A 19034-nucleotide genomic window follows, 5' to 3' on the forward strand; every position below is an offset into this window, starting at 1 on the left:
AACCCCCGTTTTCGTTGCAGATCTTAACAACCGGGTCGGGATACCCCCGGGTGATGACAGCGGCATGACAAGGCGCTGCAGGACGACACCGCTCCTTCCCCCTCGCAGCTGTCGGCGCAAAAACCTTGACTCCTGTGGAAAACCTTCTAAGAGCAACAGCGGTAAAGGAATCTCCATGGTTCGCGACGAACACGCCATTGCCGCATGCGATGACCGGGCACGGGTTGCCGGGGTGGATATTACCGTTCCGGTTTCTGCCAAAACCAAGGCCAAAACGACGACGAAAACCGTCTGAAGTCTCTGGCCTGCCGCTCTCTCCCCGGCTCGGCTGGGGACAGGAAGACGCGATCCGTCGCGCCTTTCCCCCTCACCGGACCAGAGGAGAGAAGAGAAAGAGAGCTTGAGAAATGGGTTTCAAAGTAGCAATTGCAGGAGCGACGGGAAATGTCGGCCGGGAGATGCTCAACATCCTCTCCGAACGAGGCTTCCCCACCGATGAGGTCGTGGCGCTCGCTTCGGCGCGTTCGCAGGGCACCGAGGTGTCCTACGGTGACCGGACATTGAAGGTCTCCAATCTGGAGAACTACGATTTCTCCGACACCGACATCTGCCTGATGTCGGCCGGCGGCGAGGTTTCCAAGAAGTTCTCGCCGAAGATCGGCCAGCAGGGCTGCGTTGTTATCGACAATTCCTCGGCCTGGCGCTACGACGCCGACGTACCGCTGATCGTGCCGGAAGTGAACCCGGATGCCATCAGCCAGTTCACCAAGCGCAATATCATCGCCAACCCGAATTGCTCGACCGCCCAGCTGGTGGTGGCGCTGAAGCCGCTGCACGACTTCGCCAAGATCAAGCGCGTCGTCGTCTCGACCTACCAGTCCGTCTCCGGTGCCGGCAAGGACGGGATGGACGAACTCTTCAACCAGACACGCGCCGTCTTCGTCGCCGATCCGATCGAGAACAAGAAGTTCACCAAGCGGATCGCCTTCAACGTCATCCCGCACATCGACAGCTTCATGGAGGATGGCTACACCAAGGAAGAGTGGAAGGTGCTGGCGGAGACGAAGAAGATGCTCGATCCGAAGATCAAGGTGACCTGCACGGCGGTGCGCGTGCCCGTCTTCATCGGCCATTCGGAATCGGTCAACATCGAGTTCGAAAACGAGATCACCGCCGACCAGGCCCGCGACATCCTGCGCGACGCTCCCGGCTGCCTCGTCATCGACAAGCGCGAGAACGGCGGCTACATCACGCCCTACGAATCCGCCGGCGAAGATGCGACCTACATTTCGCGCATCCGCGAGGATGCGACGGTCGAAAACGGCCTCAATATGTGGGTTGTTTCCGACAATCTGCGTAAGGGCGCGGCGCTGAACGCCATCCAGATCGCCGAGTTGCTCGTCAATCGCGGCCTGGTCAAGCCGCGCAAGCAGGCAGCCTGATACCATTTGTAAACCATAAGATGATAAGCCCTGCTCGGTGAGCGGGGCTTTTTCCAGGGCAAACACGACTGTATAAGCGCTCGATAAAAGGTGATCGTGACAAAATCGCGAGTGGCTGGCATTCTCTTGCCCGCTTAAAAACTATGCAGATCGAGAGCGGGGTTTCTCAATGCGCATGACAAAGTTGTTTCTGGCGGCCGCTGCGGCAATGGGCGTCCTCCACGCGGTACCGGCATTCGCGCAAGGACCGCAATGTGGCAATACCAGCGCCGGCTTCGACGCCTGGGTTGCCGATTTCAAGCAGACGGCAGCGGCCAATGGCGTCAGCCAATCGGTGCTCAGCCGCGCCTTCGCCAACGTCAACTACAACAAGCCGACGATCGCCGCCGACCGCGGCCAGAAAAGCTTCAAGCTCTCCTTCGACGCCTTCATGCAGAAGCGCGGCGGTGCCGCCGTCATTTCCCGGGGTCGTTCGATGAAGGCGGCCAATCAGGCCCTTTTTGCCTCGATCGAACGCCGCTTCGGCGTTCCCGCCGGCCCGCTGATCGCCATCTGGGGCATGGAGACCGGTTTTGGCAGCTATATGGGCAACCAGCATACGCTGTCGGCTGTTTCGACCCTTGCCTATGACTGCCGTCGTTCCGAATATTTCACCGACCAGCTTTATGCCGCGCTCCAGCTCGTCTCGGAGGGGTATCTGAGCCCGCAGGCCAAGGGTGCCGCCCATGGTGAAATCGGCCAGACGCAGTTCCTGCCGAGGAACGTCGTGCGTTTCGGCGCCGACGGCGACGGCGATGGCCGTGTCGACATGGTGGGTTCCCGCGCCGATGCGCTGGCCTCGACCGCCAATTTTCTCAAGGGCCACGGCTGGCAGGCCGGCGCCGGCTATCAGCCGGGAGAGCCGAATTTCGCTGCCATCCAGGGCTGGAACGCGGCCAGCGTCTATCAGCAGGCGATTGCCTATATCGGCCAGCAGATCGACGGCGGCAGATAGGCCTTCATTTGGCAACGATCCCGCAAAAGCGCCGCGGCAAGATGCGGCGTTTTTCATAGGCGGGAATCGAAACCACCGCCGGAGGCCGTCTTGCGGCGTTCCTCTTGCGGCGGAGCCGGAACGACCGGCCCCGAAACGACGCAGTTGCGGCCGGAGGCCTTGGCGGCGTAAAGCGCCAGATCTGCGCGTTTGACAAGATCCTCGAAGCTCCGGCTGGCGCCATCGTTTGCCCGGCCGGCGCATCCGAAACTCGCCGTCACCTTGAGCAGATCGCCGCTCGGTAAAGGGATTTCCGCCATCTCGATCGCCAGCCGCACCCGCTCGGCGACGATGGCAGCGTCGGCTGGTATCGAATCGGGCAGAAGCGCCAGGAACTCCTCGCCGCCATGACGCACCAGCAGATCGAAGGAGCGGAAATTCTGGCGCGCGATGCCCGCGACATGGCGAAGCACGGCGTCGCCGGCATCATGACCGTTGACATCGTTGATCTTCTTGAAATGATCGAGATCGAACAGCACGACGGATATCCAGCGTGACCCGTGTTCGGCCTGGGTGAGAAGCGCCGATGCGGCGACCTCGAAGCCGCGCCTGTTATACAGGCCGGTCAAGAGGTCGGTCTGGGCAGCGTTGCGCAACTCCGCCACCAGCGCCTCCCGATCCTGCGTCAGCCGGTCGATCAGGCGCAAACCCCTTGCCGCCAGCACCATCACCAATGTCGCGAGGATCAGCAGACCAGCGCATAGCGCCAGGATCCGCGTCAAATGCAGGTGCGAACGCGTCGAAAAGTTCTCGCCGGTGTCGTGAATATCTCGGGCGGCCTCGATCATCTTCTGCTGCAGGAAGCTCATGCGTTCGTTCTGCGCCGTGGCCCAGACGTCACGTATTGCGCGCGTCGGCCGCGATCCGGCGAGGATCGCATCGGTGATGGCATTCGCCTTCACCTGGCTGCTGCGACCGAGATAGCCGACGATATCGCGCACGATCGGCGCCGCGGAGTGGAAGACCATGTGGTCCATACCCTCGCCGATCATCACTTTTCCCTGCACCAACAGCTCCACCGGAAATCTGGCGGAAGGGCCCCGTTCAAGATAACGCGTGCCAATCCCGGTGATCAGCCTTTCGCCGTAGTAGGTCAGCATGATGCCCATCAGCTGGTTGGATTTCTCGAGCAGCACCGGATCGTTGATCAGCGGGGAGAGCGCATCGACGACGGCAAGCTGCTTGAGAGCTGCGTACCAGTAGATGGCACCGGGATCGCCCCCGGCATAGCGACCCTGGTCGACGGCGCTTCGGGCGGCGACGATGCGGCTATAGGCGAGGCCGAGAGCCGATAATTCGTCCACGAGCCCTTCATCGAACGCCTCGCGGGAAGGCAGGCTGGCGTAAAAAGCTCGGCGTTCGTTGTCGAGCGTCGCCCGGCTGCGCTGCATGTCGATCGCGTTCCTGCTGCTGGGATGGGCGAGATAGCGGCGCGTGGCGCCGATTTCACTCAGGATCTCCGTGGCGGCGATGGACCCGCCGCGGGCAAGCACGTCGGCGAACTGCCGGTCTTTCTCGAGGTTCCGGTATTGTGTCAGCGAAGTCCGGATGACGACGACGCCTTCGATGAGCATGAAGACGAAGGGCAGCAAGATGGCCGCCAGAATAACCTTTTTGATGGTTTCGAACTTCATCGCCAATCGCCACGGTGATCAAGACGTCGGTCGTGCGCGACCAATTCAGGGAGGTTAACAGCAATCCTTAAAAAACTGATAAACCCGTTGATCCCTAAATCTCGGGGCGAATGAAATCACGCGTTTCGGCGTCCATGACCCAGAGTTCACCCGTCGATATGTCGAACCAGGCGCCGTGGAGATGCATTTTTCCCGCTTCCTCGAGCGCCTTGATATCGGGAAAGCTTCTGAGATTGTCGATCGAATTGCGGATCGAGACACGCTCCAGCGCCGTCTGCCGCTCGGCAGCCGTCATCACATCATTGCTCTGGATCTGCTCGGCTGCCGGTTTGACCAGCGACATCCAGCGACCGATGAAATCGCCCGGCGACAACGGCTCGGCATTCGGATCCAGTGCTGCTCGGATACCGCCGCAGCGGCCGTGGCCCATCACCACGATATCCGAGACCTTCAGCGCCTGCACGGCAAATTCGAGCGCGGCCGACGTCGAATGGAAATGACCGTCCGGCTCGTAGGGCGGCACCATATTGGCAACGTTGCGGATAACGAAAAGCTCGCCCGGGCCGGCATCGAAGATCAGCTCGGGAGCCGCACGTGAATCCGAACAGGCAATCACCAGCGTACTGGGACTTTGACCGTTTTCGGCCAGTTGCCGATATCGGTCACGGGCGTCGGCGTAACGCCCGTTCATAAAGTTGCGATAGCCGTCCAGAAGGGTGTTTGGGAAACGCTGCATGCTAGTGAATTACCGCGCGCGGAAGACAAGATCAACTGCTGCACCGCAAAATGAGCATTCTGGAAGATGCGTCATTTTTTCTGCCGCTGCGCCGGGTGGACGAGCCGACGCATCTGCACCATGGCCATCGGCGTCGAAAGGCTGGACGCGTCGCTTGCCAGCATCAACTCGTTGCTGCCGCGCTTGACGGCACGCGCGAGCACTTCGAACACGCTGGCGGTGGCAAGCTGCAACGCCTTTTCATCCTCGAGGCCGGACAGCAGGCGCGACAGAAAAACCGCGGCGAGCAGGTCGCCGAGACCATTCGGCGGGTTCTCGACAACGCGGTGCTCGGCAAGAAGCGCGTGACGACCGGAGAGGTAGAGATTGCCGGTGCCGCCCGCCATCATCGGCACCGCCGAGGTGACGAGCATACGCGACGGTCCGAGCGCCAACGCCGCCTCCATGATCGCGCTATTGTCGTCAAGTGCTGCTCCCGACAGCCAGGCGAGCTCGTAGCGGTTCGGCGTCGCCAGCGAAGCGAGCGGGATGAGATGGTCACGAATGGCCTCGGCCGTGGCTTCCGGCACGTAGAGCCCGCCGAGGTCGCCCATGACAGGATCGCAGACATAGAGCAGTTCGGGATTGTTTTGCCGGAGAGCAGCGATCAGCCGGGCGATGGAGCGCGCCTGGGCGGCATTGCCGAAATAGCCCGAAAGCACCGCCCGGACTTCACCGATCCAGGGCGCACGGATCAGATCGTCGATCGCTGCGTCGAAATCGGCTTCCGCAAATGTCAGTCGCGTCGAACGGCCATGGCCGGGATGCCAGGGCAAAACGACGGTCGGCAGCGCCCAGACCGGATGGCCGAGCGTCTCCAGCGCAAACACCGCCGCCCGGTTGCCCACCGAGCCGCGCACGACATGGCTGGAAATGACGATGACTGCGCCCGCTGCATTTTCCGACATGATACCGAAGTCCGAATGATGATGGCGTTTGATGATCTTTTTGACGCTGCGCTGTCAACCATTCTTCACGTGAGCATGGAAATGTGCGGCGGAGGAAAAAAGAGGGCCGTCCACGTTTGTTTTGGCTACGAAAATCGGAAAAATCCCCGACAATTTCCCATTTCCGACGTCAAAAAGCATCAAAACCATCCCGCTGGCCCCCATTTTAGAGATTTTTTCGAAGAATCTTCTGCTAGCTTGCAGAAAATCAGTCCATTGCGGGAGGCGATCCATGGCTGCCAGAAACAATCCGAAACGAGAAAAACAGATTGAAGGCGCGCGAAAGATCGCCAACGAGAGGGGCGAGGCGCATCTCGATCCGGAAATTCTCTTCGGCCGGGCAAGCAATGACGATCTCGAACGGTACACGCCTGAAATGCTGGCGCTTTCTGCCGTACATTCGGCGAAAGAACTTGCCGCCTGGAACAGCAAGACCCCGCGCGTCAGTATCGACACCATCGGCGGTGTGGCGCCTGACGGCATTGCCGTCTCGGTGCTTTCAGTCACCGACCGGAATATGCCTTTCCTCTATGAATCGGTGATGGGTGAAGTAACGAGCACCCACCGTGATCTCTTCATGGCCGTGCACCCCATCCTCATAATGGAGAAGGGCAAGGCGCCTACGCTCTATTCCGCCGACCAGCCGAGTGATCCCGCGACGCGCGTCAGCCACATCCAGCTTCATATCGCCCCGTTGAATTCCAGCCAGGCTGCCGATCTCGTCAATCGCATCCAGACCGTGCTTGAACAGGTCCGTCTGTCCGTCTCGGACTGGAAGCCGATGCTTTCCAAGCTCGACGGGGTGATCGCCGAGCTTTCGGCGAACGCGGCCGGCCGCAGGAAGGCCGAACACGCCGAGGCGGTGGCGTTCCTGACCTGGTTGCGCGACGAGAATTTCACCTTCCTCGGCATGCGCGAATATATTTATTCCGGCAAAGGTGCCGATGCCAAGGTCGAGCGCGACAAGGGCACGGGCCTCGGCATCCTCTCCAATCCCGATGTTCTCGTGCTGCGCACCGGCAAGGATGCCGTGACCACGACGCCCGAGATCCTCGCCTTCCTCGACGGCCCCGACTTCCTGATCGTCACCAAGGCGAATGTGAAATCGATCGTCCATCGCCGCGCCTATATGGATTATGTCGGCGTCAAGCGTTTCGACGCCGGGGGTAATGTCATCGGCGAACTGCGCATCGTCGGCCTCTTCACCTCGACCGCCTACACCTCGTTCGCCTCGGAAATCCCGCTGCTGCGTTCCAAGATCGAAAAGGTGAAGGAGCATTTCGGCTTCGACCCGATGAGCCATTCCGGCCGCATGCTTGATAACACGCTGGAATCCTATCCGCGCGACGATCTTTTCCAGATCGACACGACATTGCTTGCAAGCTTTGCCGAGCAGATCAACGACCTGGCCGACCGGCCGCGCGTTCGTGTCCTGCCGCGCATCGACCACTTCGACCGCTTTGTCTCGGTCATCGTCTATGTCCCGCGCGAGGAATATGATTCGATCGTCCGCGAGCGGATTGGTACCTATCTGAAGACCGTCTATGACGGGCGTGTCTCCGCCTATTACCCGGCTTTCCCCGAAGGCGGCGTGGCGCGCGTGCATTTCATCATCGGTCGCTCCGGCGGCAAGACGCCACGCATACCGCAAGCCAAGCTCGAGCAGACGATTCGCGAAATCACCGCCCGCTGGGACGACCGCTTCGAAGCGCTGGCCGGGCCGAAGGCGCCGAAAATATCGGTCGACCAAGCCTTCCAGGATTCCTTCACCCCTGAGGAAACCGTGGCGGACCTCGCCGATATCGGCGCCTGCGCCGCCGGCGAGCCGCTCCGCATCCAATTCTATCATCGTCAGGAAGAACGGGGCCGCATCCTTTCGCTGAAGATCTTCCACGCCGGCGGTCAGCTGGCCCTGTCACGGCGCGTGCCACTTCTCGAGAACCTCGGCTTCAATGTTGTCAGCGAACGCACCTTCGATATCGGGGTGCCGGTCGCCGACGGCCAAACCAAACTCGTCGTGCTGCATGACATGGAGCTCGAGACCCGTAACGGTCGCGACATCGACCTGCATCGTTATGGCGCCGCCCTCGAGGAAGCCTTCGTCGCCGCCTTCGCCGGTACGATAGACAATGACAGCTTCAACCGGCTGATCCTTTCGGCCGGGCTCTCGGCGCGTGAGACGAATGTGCTGCGCGCCTATGCGCGCTATCTCCGCCAGGCCGGTATCGCCTATTCGCAGGACTACATCGCAACGACGCTCGACAAATATCCTGATGTCGCTGCCGCCATTTTCCGGCTGTTCCACGACACGCTCGATCCCAAGCTTCCGGAGAAGACCCGGGTGAAGAAGCTCGCCGAGCTGCACCAAGCGATCGAGGCCGAGCTCACCGAGGTGCCGAGCCTCGACGACGACCGCATCCTGCGCCGCTACGTCAACATCGTCGATGCGACGCTGCGCACCAATTATTTCCAGAAAAACCCTGATGGTTCGCCGAAAGCGATGCTCGCCTTCAAGCTCGATCCGCATCTGGTCGACGGGCTGCCGCAGCCGAAACCGTTCCGCGAGATGTTCGTCTACGGCGTCGAGGTCGAAGGCGTGCATTTGCGCTTCGGCAAGGTGGCGCGCGGCGGCCTGCGCTGGTCGGACCGCGCCGAGGATTACCGCACCGAGGTGCTCGGTCTCGTCAAGGCGCAGCAGGTCAAGAACGCCGTCATCGTGCCGGTCGGCGCCAAGGGCGGCTTCTATCCGAAAAAGCTCCCTGCCGGCGGCAGCCGCGACGAAATCTTCAACGCCGGCCGCGAGGCCTACAAGACCTATATCCGCACCCTGCTCTCGATCACCGACAATATCTCCGGGGCCGAGATCGTGTCGCCGGCTGATACGGTTAGGCTCGACGGAGACGACCCCTATTTCGTCGTCGCTGCCGACAAGGGCACGGCAACCTTCTCCGACACGGCCAATGCGCTGGCGCAGGAAGCCGGCTTTTGGCTGGACGACGCCTTCGCCTCCGGCGGCTCGGCCGGTTACGACCACAAGAAGATGGGCATCACCGCCCGCGGCGCCTGGGAAACCGTCAAACGCCATTTCCGCGAGATGGACATCGACATCCAGACGACCCCCTTCACGGTCGCCGGCGTCGGCGACATGTCGGGCGACGTCTTCGGCAACGGCATGCTGCTCTCGCCGAAGATCCGGCTCGTCGCCGCCTTCGACCACCGCGACATCATCATCGATCCCGATCCCGACATGGAAAAGACGCTGGCAGAACGCCAGCGGCTTTTCGACCTCCCGCGCTCGAGCTGGCAGGATTTCGACAGAAACGTGCTTTCGAAAGGAGCGATGATCATTTCCCGCGCAGCGAAATCGGTGACGCTGACGCCGGAAGCGGTCGCTGCGATCGGCATCGACAAAGCCGTCGCCACGCCGTTTGAGATCATGACGGCGATCCTGAAGAGTCCGGTCGACCTGCTCTGGTTCGGCGGCATCGGCACCTATGTGAAAGCGTCGTCCGAAACCGATACCGAGGTCGGTGACCGCGCCAACGACCCCATCCGCATCACGGCGGCGGAGGTGCGCGCCAAGGTGATCGGCGAGGGCGCAAACCTCGGCGTCACCCAGAAGGGCCGTATCGCCTACGGTCTCAACGGCGGGCGCTGCAATTCCGACGCGATCGACAACTCGGCCGGCGTCAACACCTCTGACGTCGAGGTCAACATCAAGATCGCGTTGGCCGCCGCCATGCATGACGGGCGGCTGACGCGGGCAAAACGCGACCAGCTTCTTTCCTCGATGACCGGCGAAGTGGCGGCCCTCGTGCTGCGCAACAATTATCTCCAGTCGCTGGCGATCTCGCTGACGGAGCGCAAGGGCACGGCCAACGGCCTGGAACTCGGCCGCTTCATGAGCGTGCTCGAGGGGGCCGGTCAGCTGAACCGTAAGGTCGAGACCTTGCCCGACGACCAGACCCTCGCCGAACGTTATACTGCCGGCAAGCCGCTGACGCGGCCGGAAATCGGCGTGCTGGTCTCCTATGCCAAGATCGTGCTCTTCGACGCGCTCGCCGCAAGCGAGCTACCCGACGACCCCTATTTTGCGTCGACGCTGTTGAAGTATTTCCCCGTCAAAATGCAGAAGTCGAACGCCGGCGATATCGCCAGCCACCGTCTGCGGCGTGAAATCATCGCGACCGTGCTTGCCAACGAAGCGATCAACCGCGGCGGGCCCAGCTTCATCGTCGCCATGATGGACGCCACGGCGGCTTCGGCGCCGGAAGTGGTGCGCGCTGCAATCGTTGCCCGCGATGGTTTCGATCTCACCCGGCTCTGGGCCGAGACGGATGCACTCGACGGTACGATATCGGGCGAGGTGCAGAACCGAATCTACGAGGAAATCAGCCACAGCTTTATCGTGCTCACGCGGCTGCTGTTGAAAACCGCCATGACCAAGGCCGATATGGCGGAGGTGATTAGCCGGCTGCAGGCGGCCCTGAAGAAGCTGAGGCCTTCTTTCGCCGAGCAGGCAGCCGCCGATGCTGCGGCACGCCAGGCGGAATATGCCCAGGCAGGTGTGCCGGAAAAGCTAGCTGCCGAGATCGCCGACCTCCAGAGCTTCGCGCTGGTGCCGGAGATCATGCAGATTGCCGAGCGCACCGGCGAGCCGCTGGTGCGTGCGGCCGAGAATTATTTCGCAGTGTCGAAGACCTTCCGGATTGCCCGGCTGCTGGCGGCCGGTGGCCGGATCCTCACCTCCGACCACTACGAAAATCTGGCGCTTGCCCGCAGCATTGACCAGATCGCCAGCGCCCGGCGCGACATCGTCATCTCGGCCCTTTCCGACCACGGCAAGGAAAAGCTGCCCGTCCAGGCCTGGCATGCCCACGATCGTGTCCGCATCAACCGCATCGTCGAGGAGCTTTCGAGCCTCAGCGACAGCGGCGACCCCAATCTCGCGCGTATTACCGTGGCTGCAGGTATCCTGACCGATCTTGCGCGCGACCGGGCGAGGTGAGACAGTCCGCCAAAACAGGAGCGGATGTTGAATCGCATAGACTGGACAGGAACGCAGCCGCCGAAAGCCACGGAGAAGGGCATCTGGGGGTGGATGTTCTTCGATTGGGCGGCGCAGCCCTTCTTCACCGTGGTCACCACCTTCATCTTCGGGCCCTATTTCGTCTCGCGCCTGACCGATGACCCGGTGTCGGCCCAGACGACGTGGAGCAACATGGCGACGATCTCTTCGGTGATCATCGCCCTGCTCTCGCCGGTTCTCGGCTCCATCGCCGACCAGTCCGGCGCACGCAAACCCTGGATCGGTTTCTTCGCGATCATCAAGATCGCGAGCCTTTTCGGCCTGTGGTTCGCCGCCCCGGGTTCGCCTGTCCTCTATCCCGTGATCTTCATGATCCTCGCCTCGATTTCGGCCGAGTTTTCGATCGTCTTCAACGATTCGATGATGCCGCGCCTCGTCGCCAAGCATGAGGTCGGCAAGCTTTCCAACACAGCCTGGGGGCTTGGTTATCTCGGCGGCATCATCGTGCTGATTGCCGTCGTTACGCTTCTGGCGGCAAGCCCGGAAAGCGGCAAGACCGTTCTCGGTCTCGACCCGCTTTTTGGCCTTGATCCCAAGACCGGCCAGGATGCGCGCATCACCGGGCCGATCTCGGCCGTTTGGTACCTGATCTTCATCCTGCCGATGTTCTTCTTCACGCCCGATGTAGGCAGAGGCCTGCCCTTCGGCACTGCCATCCGCGCCGGCCTGCGGGAGCTGAGAAACACGCTCGGCGAACTCAAAGAGCGGCGCGGCATCCTGAAATTCCTGATTGCCCGCATGATCTATCAGGACGGCGTCAACGGCCTGCTGATCCTCGGCGGCGTGTTTGCAGCCGGCATGTTCGGCTGGGCGACGATCGAGATCGGCCTCTACGGCATCATCCTCAACGTCATCGCCATCTTCGGCTGCCTGATCGCCGGCCGGATCGACAGGGGCGTCGGTTCGAAGGTGACTGTCGTCATCAGCCTCACCACGCTGCTTCTCGCCACCGTCGGCATCATCTCGACCGGGCCGGGCTACACGCTGTTTGGCCTGATGCCGCTGCCGACGGGCGATTCCGGCGGTCTCTTCGGCACCGCTGCGGAAAAGGCGTATATCCTTTATGGCCTGCTGGTCGGGCTCGCCTTCGGGCCGGTGCAGGCCTCGTCGCGCTCCTATCTCGCCCGCAGCGTCAGCCTGGAGGAAGCTGGCCGCTACTTCGGCATCTACGCGCTTTCAGGGCGCGCCACGAGCTTCATGGCGACGCTGCTCTTCTCGTTGGTGACCTATCTCAGCGGATCACCGAGGCTCGGAATGGCGACACTGATCCTGTTCCTCGCGGGCGGCCTGCTGCTCTTGATCCGCACGCCCTATCCGGCCGACCACGCCTGACGGTTCTCCGGCACGCGCCTAGTGCCGGAAGTGACGCATGCCTGTGAAGACCATCGCGATGCCGTGCTCGTTTGCGGCATCGATGACTTCCTGGTCGCGCATCGAGCCGCCCGGCTGGATGACCGCCGTCGCGCCTGCGGCAATCATCGACAAAAGACCGTCGGCAAAGGGCAGGAAGGCTTCCGAGGCAACCGCCGACCCCTTTGTCATCGGAACCGCAAGGCCGAGCGCCTTGGCGGCTTCTTCGGCCTTCAGCGCGGCGATGCGGGCGGAATCGACCCGGCTCATCTGCCCGGCGCCGATGCCGGCCGTCTGGCCGTCCTTGGCATAGACCACGGCATTCGATTTGACATGTTTGCCGACCTTGAAGGCAAACTTCATGTCCTCGAGCTCCCGCGCCGTCGGCGCACGCTTGGTAACGACCTTGAGTTCCAGATCCTCGACCATACCGTTGTCGCGGCTCTGGACCAGCAGGCCGCCGGAGACGGTCTTCGCCGTCAGCCCTGCAACGCGCGGATCGGGCAGGCCGCCGGCCGACAGCAGCCTCAGGTTCGGCTTGCGGGCGACGATCGCCTTCGCCTCTTCGGTGACATCGGGAGCGATGATCACCTCGGTGAAGAGCTTGACGATCTCTTCGGCCGTTTCGGCGTCCAATATCTGGTTGAGCGCGATGATGCCGCCGAAGGCGGAAACGGAATCGCAGGCAAGCGCCCGCTGATAGGCTTCGACCAGGCTCGAACCGGTGGCGACGCCGCAGGGATTGGCGTGCTTGATGATGGCACAGGCCGGCGCCTTTTCCGGCAGAAACTCGGCGACGAGCTCGTAGGCGGCATCGGTGTCGTTGATGTTGTTATAGGAGAGCTGTTTGCCCTGCAGAAGGACAGCCGTCGAAACACCCGGACGCTTTTCGCCGGTCACATAGAAGGCCGCCTTCTGGTGCGGGTTTTCGCCGTAGCGCATCTCTTCCTTCAGCACGCCGCCGATGACGCGGTGGCGCGGCGTGTCGATCGACAGCGCCTCGGCAAACCAGTTGGAAATCGCAGCGTCATAAGCCGCGGTGCGGGCATAGGCCTTGGCGGCCATGCGCTGGCGGAAGGCATAGGCCGTCTTGCCGGCATCGGCCGAAAGCTGCTCCTTGAACTCGGCATAATCGTTGGGATCGGTCAGAATGGTCACATAGGCGTGGTTCTTGGCCGATGCCCGGATCATCGCCGGGCCGCCAATATCGATGTTCTCGACGGTCGTCGGATAATCGCCGCCGGCCGCGCGCACCTCTTCGAAGGGATAGAGGTTGATGACAGCGAGATCGATGGCCTCGATGCCATGCTTCTTCATCGCTTCCTGGTGCTCGCTGTCATCACGGATCGCCAGCAGGCCGCCATGCACTGTCGGGTGCAGCGTCTTGACGCGTCCATCCATGATTTCCGGAAAACCAGTGATGTCGGAGACATCGGTGACGGCGAGACCGGCCGCAGCAATCGCCTTGTAGGTGCCGCCGGTCGACAGCAGGCGCACGCCTCTTTCAGACAAGGCCTGGGCGAGCTCGACGACGCCGGTCTTGTCGAAGACGGAGAGGAGCGCGGTCTTGATTTCGACCTGGTCCGGGGCGGGGATCTTCTTGGAAATGACGGCCATGAACTTTCTCCGTTCGGCTTCGGTTCTGCTTGCGCCGCGTTAGCACAGCTTCGCCGCCGCGCAAACAGGCGCTATCCCTTGCGGGATAAAAACCAGCGGATTTCCGTCTTCTCGGCAAGATCGAAATCGATCTCGATCTGGTCCGAGCCGCAAATGCCGGAGCTGTCGGCAAAGAAAATATCCTCGGAAATCAGCACTTCATTGCCGGGAGCGGAAAACAGCCAGCTTTCGCCGTCCGGCGCCGTCAGCAGCACCGACTCCCCGTCACTCTGCTGCAGGACGATCGAAGGATGGACGTGAAAACGGGCGACAGCCTTCACCGGCTCGTCAATCTCATATCCTTCACGGACGACAAGCCGGTCGCGGCCCGTCACGATCGTGCCCGCCGCATTGAGCGTAATTTCGCGCTCGTGCAGCACGCCGAAGGCTCGCACATAACCGTCATGGCCGAGCTTGATGCCGTCGCGTCCATCCTCCGTTTCGGCACGCTCGACGGTGACGGTCCTGACCGGTTCGGTAATCGCATGGTTGAGGAAGGGCGAGAGCGAAAAGCGACTGGACGATGTGTCGTTGAGGATGACGGTCGAATGCGCCGCGGTGGTGCGCGCCATCTGGACATAGCGGTGCCCGGCAAATTTCGGCGAGCCGGAATTGACGATGAAGCGATGGCGGCCGGACGACATCTCGAAGGAGAGGGTGCCGGCATGCGCACTGCGCAACGCGCCTCCCGAAGGCGGCGTGCCGGTATCGGCAATGATGATTGTCTTGCCCCCGGCAAGCCGTTGATAGCGCGACTGCGGCAAAGCCTTGAACGGCTGACCGGCGGTCTCGTCATATCTGAGCACCGACATCAGTTCATTGGCGAGCGTCGACGTCGCGCCGTTGAAAAGCGCCAGATCCCCGTCCTGATGGCGAAAGAACCGCAAGGCCGGATACATGCGGTCGATGCCGGAGATCAGCTTTTGCGGCAGATCATGGCCGAGATTGACATAGGTCTGGCGCAGCGGCAGCAGATCGAGCAGCAGTTCAAGCCCGGCGCGCGGATTGCGCGAGACATGGCCCCCATCCGGCAGAATCTGGCTATCGAATTCGCGGTCGAGCGCCTGGGCCGCCCGTTTGAGCGTGGAGGCGCGGGTCGGCATGGCGACGGAGGCCATGGCGAGCGCAATGCGCAGGCGAAACAGCTCCAGACCGCCGAGCGTATAGGGCGCCATGCGATGCAGGAACCTGACCTGAAACGCCAGCGACTTCATGAACCGGCGATAGAAACCGCGGTCGGCATTCTGCAGCACGACCGGCGAATGCGACAGCCAGGCGATGACGCGCTGGGCAGTGACGTCGGTCTCCCAGGCAATTCCTTCCATGCGGCCGGCATGAACGGAAAGCCAGCTGTCGACGATGGCGCGGGCGGCGGCCGAGTTGCGTTCAGTCTTGTGCGCCCGCATGTGCCGCAGCCAGCCGAAGCTGTGAAGGCGGGTCGCGAAGGGGCGCGAGGGCAGGGTGAAGGTAAAGGGCGATTTGCCGTTCGTCTCCAACATCCGCCCGGCCAGGAGAAACCGTCCGTTGAGAATTTCGTCGGCCACATGCGGATCGATGCCGCGCAGATCGGTCGGCGCGACGATCAGGCGTTCAGGTACTTTGATCGAATGGCGAAAGAGCTTCAGGCGCAGCAGCGCGACGCGGCGCAAGGCGCGCCGCCAAGCTTCCCGAACATACATGCTCGCAAAACGCCGACCGGACTGCATATTCTATTGTCTATTGACCCTCGTGGTTAAGAATAGGTGAAAAGCGGCCGATTTCATCGCCCGCAATGAATTAATTCGTGACAAAGTTCGAATATACGCAAATTACTGCATTTCAGTTGAGATCATTCGACGGTTCACAACGCACCGTGGCGATGATGCGAGGATTTCAAATCCCCGCATACTTTGCTCCGACCTTTGAGGTTGGTCAGCCCGCTCGCCGCAGCACGGCCGCGTAAAAGCCGTCGAGGCCGGAGGCGATGCCCTCAGGCATTTTCAGCATGGTCGGAAGCGTGCGGAATTCGCCGAGCGGCGTGATCGCTGCCTCAAGGCCGGGCCAGTCGCCCGCGCTGATCGGAACGCGCTCGATCGCGCCCGTATCGGAAACAACACGGGCGACAACCTCCTCGCCCTCGGCGGGATCGAGCGAGCAATTTGAAAACACCAGCATGCCGCCGGGCGTCAGCAAGGTCAGCGCATGACGCAGCAGCCGCTCCTGCAACGCCGCCAGCCTGGCGATATCCTCCGGCCCCTTGGTCCACAGCACATCGGGGTGCCGGCGCGTCGTGCCGGTGGAAGAGCAGGGGGCGTCGAGCAGGATCGCATCGAAGCCTTCTGGCGACTTGAATGTCGTCAGATCTGCCGCGACCGTTTCCGCCGTCAGGCCGAGCCGATCGAGATTCGAGCGCAGCCGTCTTAGCCGGCTTTCAGACTGATCGAGTGCGGTGACCGTGCCGCCGGCAAGGATGAGCTGCGCCGTCTTGCCGCCCGGCGCGGCACAAAGATCGGCGGCACGTTTTCCCGAGAGATCGCCGAAAAGCCTGGCCGGAATGCTTGCCGCCGCATCCTGAACCCACCAGGCGCCTTCATCGAAGCCCTCGAGCGACGGAATGCCGCCGTCGAAGGCGGCGAGCCGCACGCCGCCCGTCGGCAGCGCAACGCCGTTCAACCTCTTTGCCCAGCCTTCGGCGTCGGATTTGACGGTCAGATCGATCGCCGCCGGCTCGAGCTGCGATTGCGAGATCGCCAGCGCCGCGTCGCGGCCATAGGCCTTTTCCAGCCGTGCAAGGAACCAGAACGGCATCGGCGCGACCTTGCCGATCTCCGCCAACACCTCGTCCTTTTCGCGGCCGAGCCGACGCAGCACGGCGTTGACAAGCTTGGCGAAACGGCGATTGCGCGGATCCTGATTGGCCTGTTCGACGGCAAGATCGACGGCCGAATGATCGGGCACGTCGAGATAGAGAATCTGCGCCGCGCCGATTGCCAGAACGTGATGCAGCGCCCGCGCGCCCTCCGGCAGCGGCGATTCCAGCAGCGAGGCGATCGCCGCATCGATGCGCGGCAGATGGCGCAGCGTCGTGTTCAGAATGGCGCGGACAAGCGCCCGGTCGCTTTCGCCGAGCGCCTTATAGGCAGGATTGCCATGTTCGTGATCGAGAGCGCCGTCGAGCGGCAGCTTGCGGTCGACGACGGCGGCGAGAATTTTTGCCGCCGCGGCCCGGGCCTGCAGGCCGGGCTTGGCCGGCGCCGATCGGCCGGCCGGCCGGTCGGTGGAAGGTTTCTGTTTACGGAATGGCTTTCTCGTGCCGTCTGAATTCAAGACCACGGACCTCTTGGCGGTTGCGAACCACCGCGACCCGTATTCGGAACAGAGCGCGATTTGCGCGTCGGATTAACAGCACGAACCGGTCCCGTCGAGACATTCATGCCGCTTTGCGCCATCTCCTGCAGCGCGGCAATGCGGTTTTCCGTGTCTGGATGCGTCGAAAACAGATTGTCCATGCGCTCGCCGGAAAGCGGATTGATGATGAACATATGCGCCGTCGCCGGATTGCGCTCGGCATCCTCGTTCGGCACTTGGGCGGCACCGCGGGCGATCTTGCCGAGCGCCGACGCGAGCCAGAGCGGATTGCCGCAGATTTCGGCGCCGCGACGGTCGGCCGAATATTCGCGCGTGCGGCTGATCGCCATCTGCACCAGCATGGCGGCGAGCGGCGCCACGATCATCGCCACGAGGACGCCGACGAAACCGAGCGGATTGTTGTTGTTGTCGCGATTGCCGCCGAAGAAGAAGGCGAAATTGCCGAGCATCGAGATCGCCCCGGCAAGCGTTGCCGTGATCGTCATCGTCAGCGTGTCGCGGTTCTGAATATGGGCAAGCTCATGCGCCATCACGCCGGCGACTTCCTCAGGAGACAGTGCCTGGAGCAGGCCCGTCGAGGCGGCGACGGCGGCATTTTCGGGATTGCGGCCGGTGGCGAAGGCATTCGGCTGCGGGCTGTCGTAGAGATAGACCTTCGGCATCGGCAGGCCGGCATTGTGGGCGAGATCACGGATGATCGCGAAAAATTCCGGCGCATTGCGCTCGTCGACCTGCTGGGCGCGATAGGCCGAAAGCACCATGCGATCGGAATTCCAGTAGGAGAAGAAGTTCATGCCGGCGGCAATGAGGAATGCGATCATCATGCCGGCCCGACCGCCGATCAGAAAGCCGACAAACATGAAGAGCGCCGTCATGAAGGCAAGCAACATGGCAGTGCGAACGAGGTTCATTGCGAATCTCCAACTCCGATTTCGGCGCCGCAAGCTTTTAATCCCGGCGCCGGCGCATTATGATTTGGTTATTCACCAGCCATTTTCAATGTTTTCCGGCAGGAGAAGCCATGCAGGACGCCGATAACGACAATAGCCAATCGCCGACGGCCGAAGGATCGGAGCCGCCGCGCAAAATGCTGTCCCCGGCGGCCCAGCGTGCGCTTGCCGAGGCCGAGGAGCGGCGAAAGCACCAGAAGCCGCTGGACCTGCCGCCGGAGATCGGCGGCCGCGGCGGAGCCGAGCCGGCCCGTTTCGGTGATTACGAGATCAATGGCCGGGCGATCGATTTCTAGGCAACGATTGTCGAGCCCGAATCCGGGCCTTGTGCAGGCCGCCTAAAATCAGCCAGCAATGTAAAATGAGCCGCCCCGGGAACTCGGATGGTCGGAGCGGCTCTGTGTGTCAGGTGGTCGCCTTGTTCTGCCGGTTGGCGATCAGATCATCGACGACAGCCGGGTCGGCAAGTGTCGAGGTATCGCCGAGAGCGCCGAAATCGTCCTCGGCGATCTTGCGCAGGATGCGGCGCATGATTTTGCCCGAGCGGGTCTTCGGCAGGCCGGGGGCGAACTGGATCTTGTCGGGCGAGGCGATCGGGCCGATTTCGGCACGGACGTGTTTCACCAGTTCCTGGCGAAGCGTGTCCGTCCCTTCGTGGCCGGCCATCAGCGTCACATAGCAATAGATCCCCTGGCCCTTGATCGAATGCGGATAACCGACGACCGCGGCTTCCGAAACCAGATTGTGCGACACGAGCGCGGATTCCACCTCCGCGGTGCCAAGCCGATGGCCCGAGACGTTGAGCACGTC

At 62.2% G+C, this 19034-nt stretch carries 15 protein-coding genes; 7 read left to right on the plus strand and 8 right to left on the minus strand.

What is annotated here, in order from left to right; genetic code table 11:
• Positions 1-64 precede the first annotated feature (64 nt).
• The 3 genes from GGI60_RS18875 (at position 65) to GGI60_RS18885 (ending at position 2436) form a co-directional block, all read left to right on the plus strand.
• A complete protein-coding gene (locus GGI60_RS18875; RefSeq protein ID WP_183917665.1) occupies positions 65-295 on the plus strand; it encodes a hypothetical protein in 231 nt (76 codons plus the stop codon).
• Between the two features lie 112 nt (positions 296-407).
• Positions 408-1442: an aspartate-semialdehyde dehydrogenase gene (locus GGI60_RS18880; protein ID WP_183917667.1), complete on the plus strand. Its 1035-nt coding sequence runs from the start codon at positions 408-410 to the stop codon at positions 1440-1442.
• 169 nt (positions 1443-1611) lie between these two features.
• Complete coding sequence (locus GGI60_RS18885) at positions 1612-2436, plus strand: lytic transglycosylase domain-containing protein (protein WP_183917669.1); 825 nt, start codon at positions 1612-1614, stop codon at positions 2434-2436.
• A 53-nt stretch (positions 2437-2489) separates the two neighbouring features.
• On the opposite strand, the gene GGI60_RS18890 is transcribed toward GGI60_RS18885, so the two are convergent.
• The 3 genes from GGI60_RS18890 to pdxY form a co-directional block, all read right to left on the minus strand.
• Positions 2490-4109, minus strand: coding sequence for a GGDEF domain-containing protein (locus tag GGI60_RS18890; RefSeq protein ID WP_183917671.1), 1620 nt, complete (start codon positions 4107-4109; stop codon positions 2490-2492).
• Positions 4110-4203: 94 nt separating this feature from the next.
• Positions 4204-4845 (minus strand): carbonic anhydrase, encoded by a 642-nt coding sequence (locus GGI60_RS18895; protein ID WP_010031455.1) that lies wholly within the window; start codon positions 4843-4845, stop codon positions 4204-4206.
• A gap of 71 nt (positions 4846-4916) precedes the next feature.
• Positions 4917-5792, minus strand: a complete 876-nt coding sequence (pdxY, locus tag GGI60_RS18900) for a pyridoxal kinase PdxY (RefSeq protein WP_183917673.1) — start codon at positions 5790-5792, stop codon at positions 4917-4919.
• Between the two features lie 15 nt (positions 5793-5807).
• On the opposite strand from pdxY, the gene GGI60_RS18905 reads away from it, so the two are divergent.
• From GGI60_RS18905 to GGI60_RS18915, 3 genes are read left to right on the plus strand one after another with little or no spacing between them, the layout of a single operon-like run.
• The gene (locus GGI60_RS18905) at positions 5808-6104 is read left to right on the plus strand and encodes a hypothetical protein (protein WP_183917675.1); all 297 of its coding nucleotides are present in this window, start codon (positions 5808-5810) and stop codon (positions 6102-6104) included.
• Complete coding sequence (locus tag GGI60_RS18910) at positions 6064-10839, plus strand: NAD-glutamate dehydrogenase (RefSeq protein WP_183917676.1); 4776 nt, start codon at positions 6064-6066, stop codon at positions 10837-10839. Before GGI60_RS18905 ends, GGI60_RS18910 begins: the two co-directional genes overlap by 41 nt.
• A gap of 24 nt (positions 10840-10863) precedes the next feature.
• Positions 10864-12252, plus strand: a complete 1389-nt coding sequence (locus tag GGI60_RS18915; protein WP_183917678.1) for an MFS transporter — start codon at positions 10864-10866, stop codon at positions 12250-12252.
• A gap of 18 nt (positions 12253-12270) precedes the next feature.
• Here GGI60_RS18915 and purH read toward each other — a convergent pair whose 3' ends face one another.
• From purH to htpX, 4 genes are all read right to left on the minus strand, one after another.
• Positions 12271-13887 carry a bifunctional phosphoribosylaminoimidazolecarboxamide formyltransferase/IMP cyclohydrolase gene (gene purH / locus GGI60_RS18920; protein ID WP_183917680.1) on the minus strand — a complete coding sequence of 539 codons (1617 nt, stop codon included), beginning with the start codon at positions 13885-13887 and terminating at the stop codon, positions 12271-12273.
• A gap of 71 nt (positions 13888-13958) precedes the next feature.
• Positions 13959-15632, minus strand: coding sequence for a heparinase II/III family protein (locus GGI60_RS18925; protein ID WP_183917682.1), 1674 nt, complete (start codon positions 15630-15632; stop codon positions 13959-13961).
• Positions 15633-15837: 205 nt separating this feature from the next.
• Positions 15838-17238: an RsmB/NOP family class I SAM-dependent RNA methyltransferase gene (locus GGI60_RS18930; protein WP_183917684.1), complete on the minus strand. Its 1401-nt coding sequence runs from the start codon at positions 17236-17238 to the stop codon at positions 15838-15840.
• Entirely contained in the window at positions 17229-18185 is a 957-nt protein-coding gene (gene htpX / locus GGI60_RS18935) for a zinc metalloprotease HtpX (RefSeq protein WP_183917686.1), read from the minus strand. The genes GGI60_RS18930 and htpX overlap by 10 nt, the downstream gene beginning before the upstream one ends.
• A gap of 110 nt (positions 18186-18295) precedes the next feature.
• On the opposite strand from htpX, the gene GGI60_RS18940 reads away from it, so the two are divergent.
• Positions 18296-18520, plus strand: coding sequence for a DUF1674 domain-containing protein (locus tag GGI60_RS18940; RefSeq protein ID WP_010027923.1), 225 nt, complete (start codon positions 18296-18298; stop codon positions 18518-18520).
• A 109-nt stretch (positions 18521-18629) separates the two neighbouring features.
• Here GGI60_RS18940 and GGI60_RS18945 read toward each other — a convergent pair.
• Positions 18630-19034 (minus strand): AMP-binding enzyme (locus GGI60_RS18945; protein WP_409527270.1); only part of this gene is annotated, 405 nt, incomplete at its 5' end.

Source organism: Rhizobium lentis, from assembly GCF_014200175.1.
GTDB classification, from domain to species: domain Bacteria; phylum Pseudomonadota; class Alphaproteobacteria; order Rhizobiales; family Rhizobiaceae; genus Rhizobium; species Rhizobium mulingense.

Bases quoted from the DNA above. Each gene is read 5' to 3' on its own strand.
- GGI60_RS18875 (WP_183917665.1), top strand. From the start codon at position 65: ATGACAAGGCGCTGCAGGACGACACCGCTCCTTCCCCCTCGCAGCTGT.
- GGI60_RS18880 (WP_183917667.1), top strand. From the start codon at position 408: ATGGGTTTCAAAGTAGCAATTGCAGGAGCGACGGGAAATGTCGGCCGG.
- GGI60_RS18885 (WP_183917669.1), top strand. From the start codon at position 1,612: ATGCGCATGACAAAGTTGTTTCTGGCGGCCGCTGCGGCAATGGGCGTC.
- GGI60_RS18890 (WP_183917671.1), bottom strand. From the start codon at position 4,109: ATGAAGTTCGAAACCATCAAAAAGGTTATTCTGGCGGCCATCTTGCTG.
- GGI60_RS18895 (WP_010031455.1), bottom strand. From the start codon at position 4,845: ATGCAGCGTTTCCCAAACACCCTTCTGGACGGCTATCGCAACTTTATG.
- pdxY (WP_183917673.1), bottom strand. From the start codon at position 5,792: ATGTCGGAAAATGCAGCGGGCGCAGTCATCGTCATTTCCAGCCATGTC.
- GGI60_RS18905 (WP_183917675.1), top strand. From the start codon at position 5,808: ATGATGATGGCGTTTGATGATCTTTTTGACGCTGCGCTGTCAACCATT.
- GGI60_RS18910 (WP_183917676.1), top strand. From the start codon at position 6,064: ATGGCTGCCAGAAACAATCCGAAACGAGAAAAACAGATTGAAGGCGCG.
- GGI60_RS18915 (WP_183917678.1), top strand. From the start codon at position 10,864: ATGTTGAATCGCATAGACTGGACAGGAACGCAGCCGCCGAAAGCCACG.
- purH (WP_183917680.1), bottom strand. From the start codon at position 13,887: ATGGCCGTCATTTCCAAGAAGATCCCCGCCCCGGACCAGGTCGAAATC.
- GGI60_RS18925 (WP_183917682.1), bottom strand. From the start codon at position 15,632: ATGCAGTCCGGTCGGCGTTTTGCGAGCATGTATGTTCGGGAAGCTTGG.
- htpX (WP_183917686.1), bottom strand. From the start codon at position 18,185: ATGAACCTCGTTCGCACTGCCATGTTGCTTGCCTTCATGACGGCGCTC.
- GGI60_RS18940 (WP_010027923.1), top strand. From the start codon at position 18,296: ATGCAGGACGCCGATAACGACAATAGCCAATCGCCGACGGCCGAAGGA.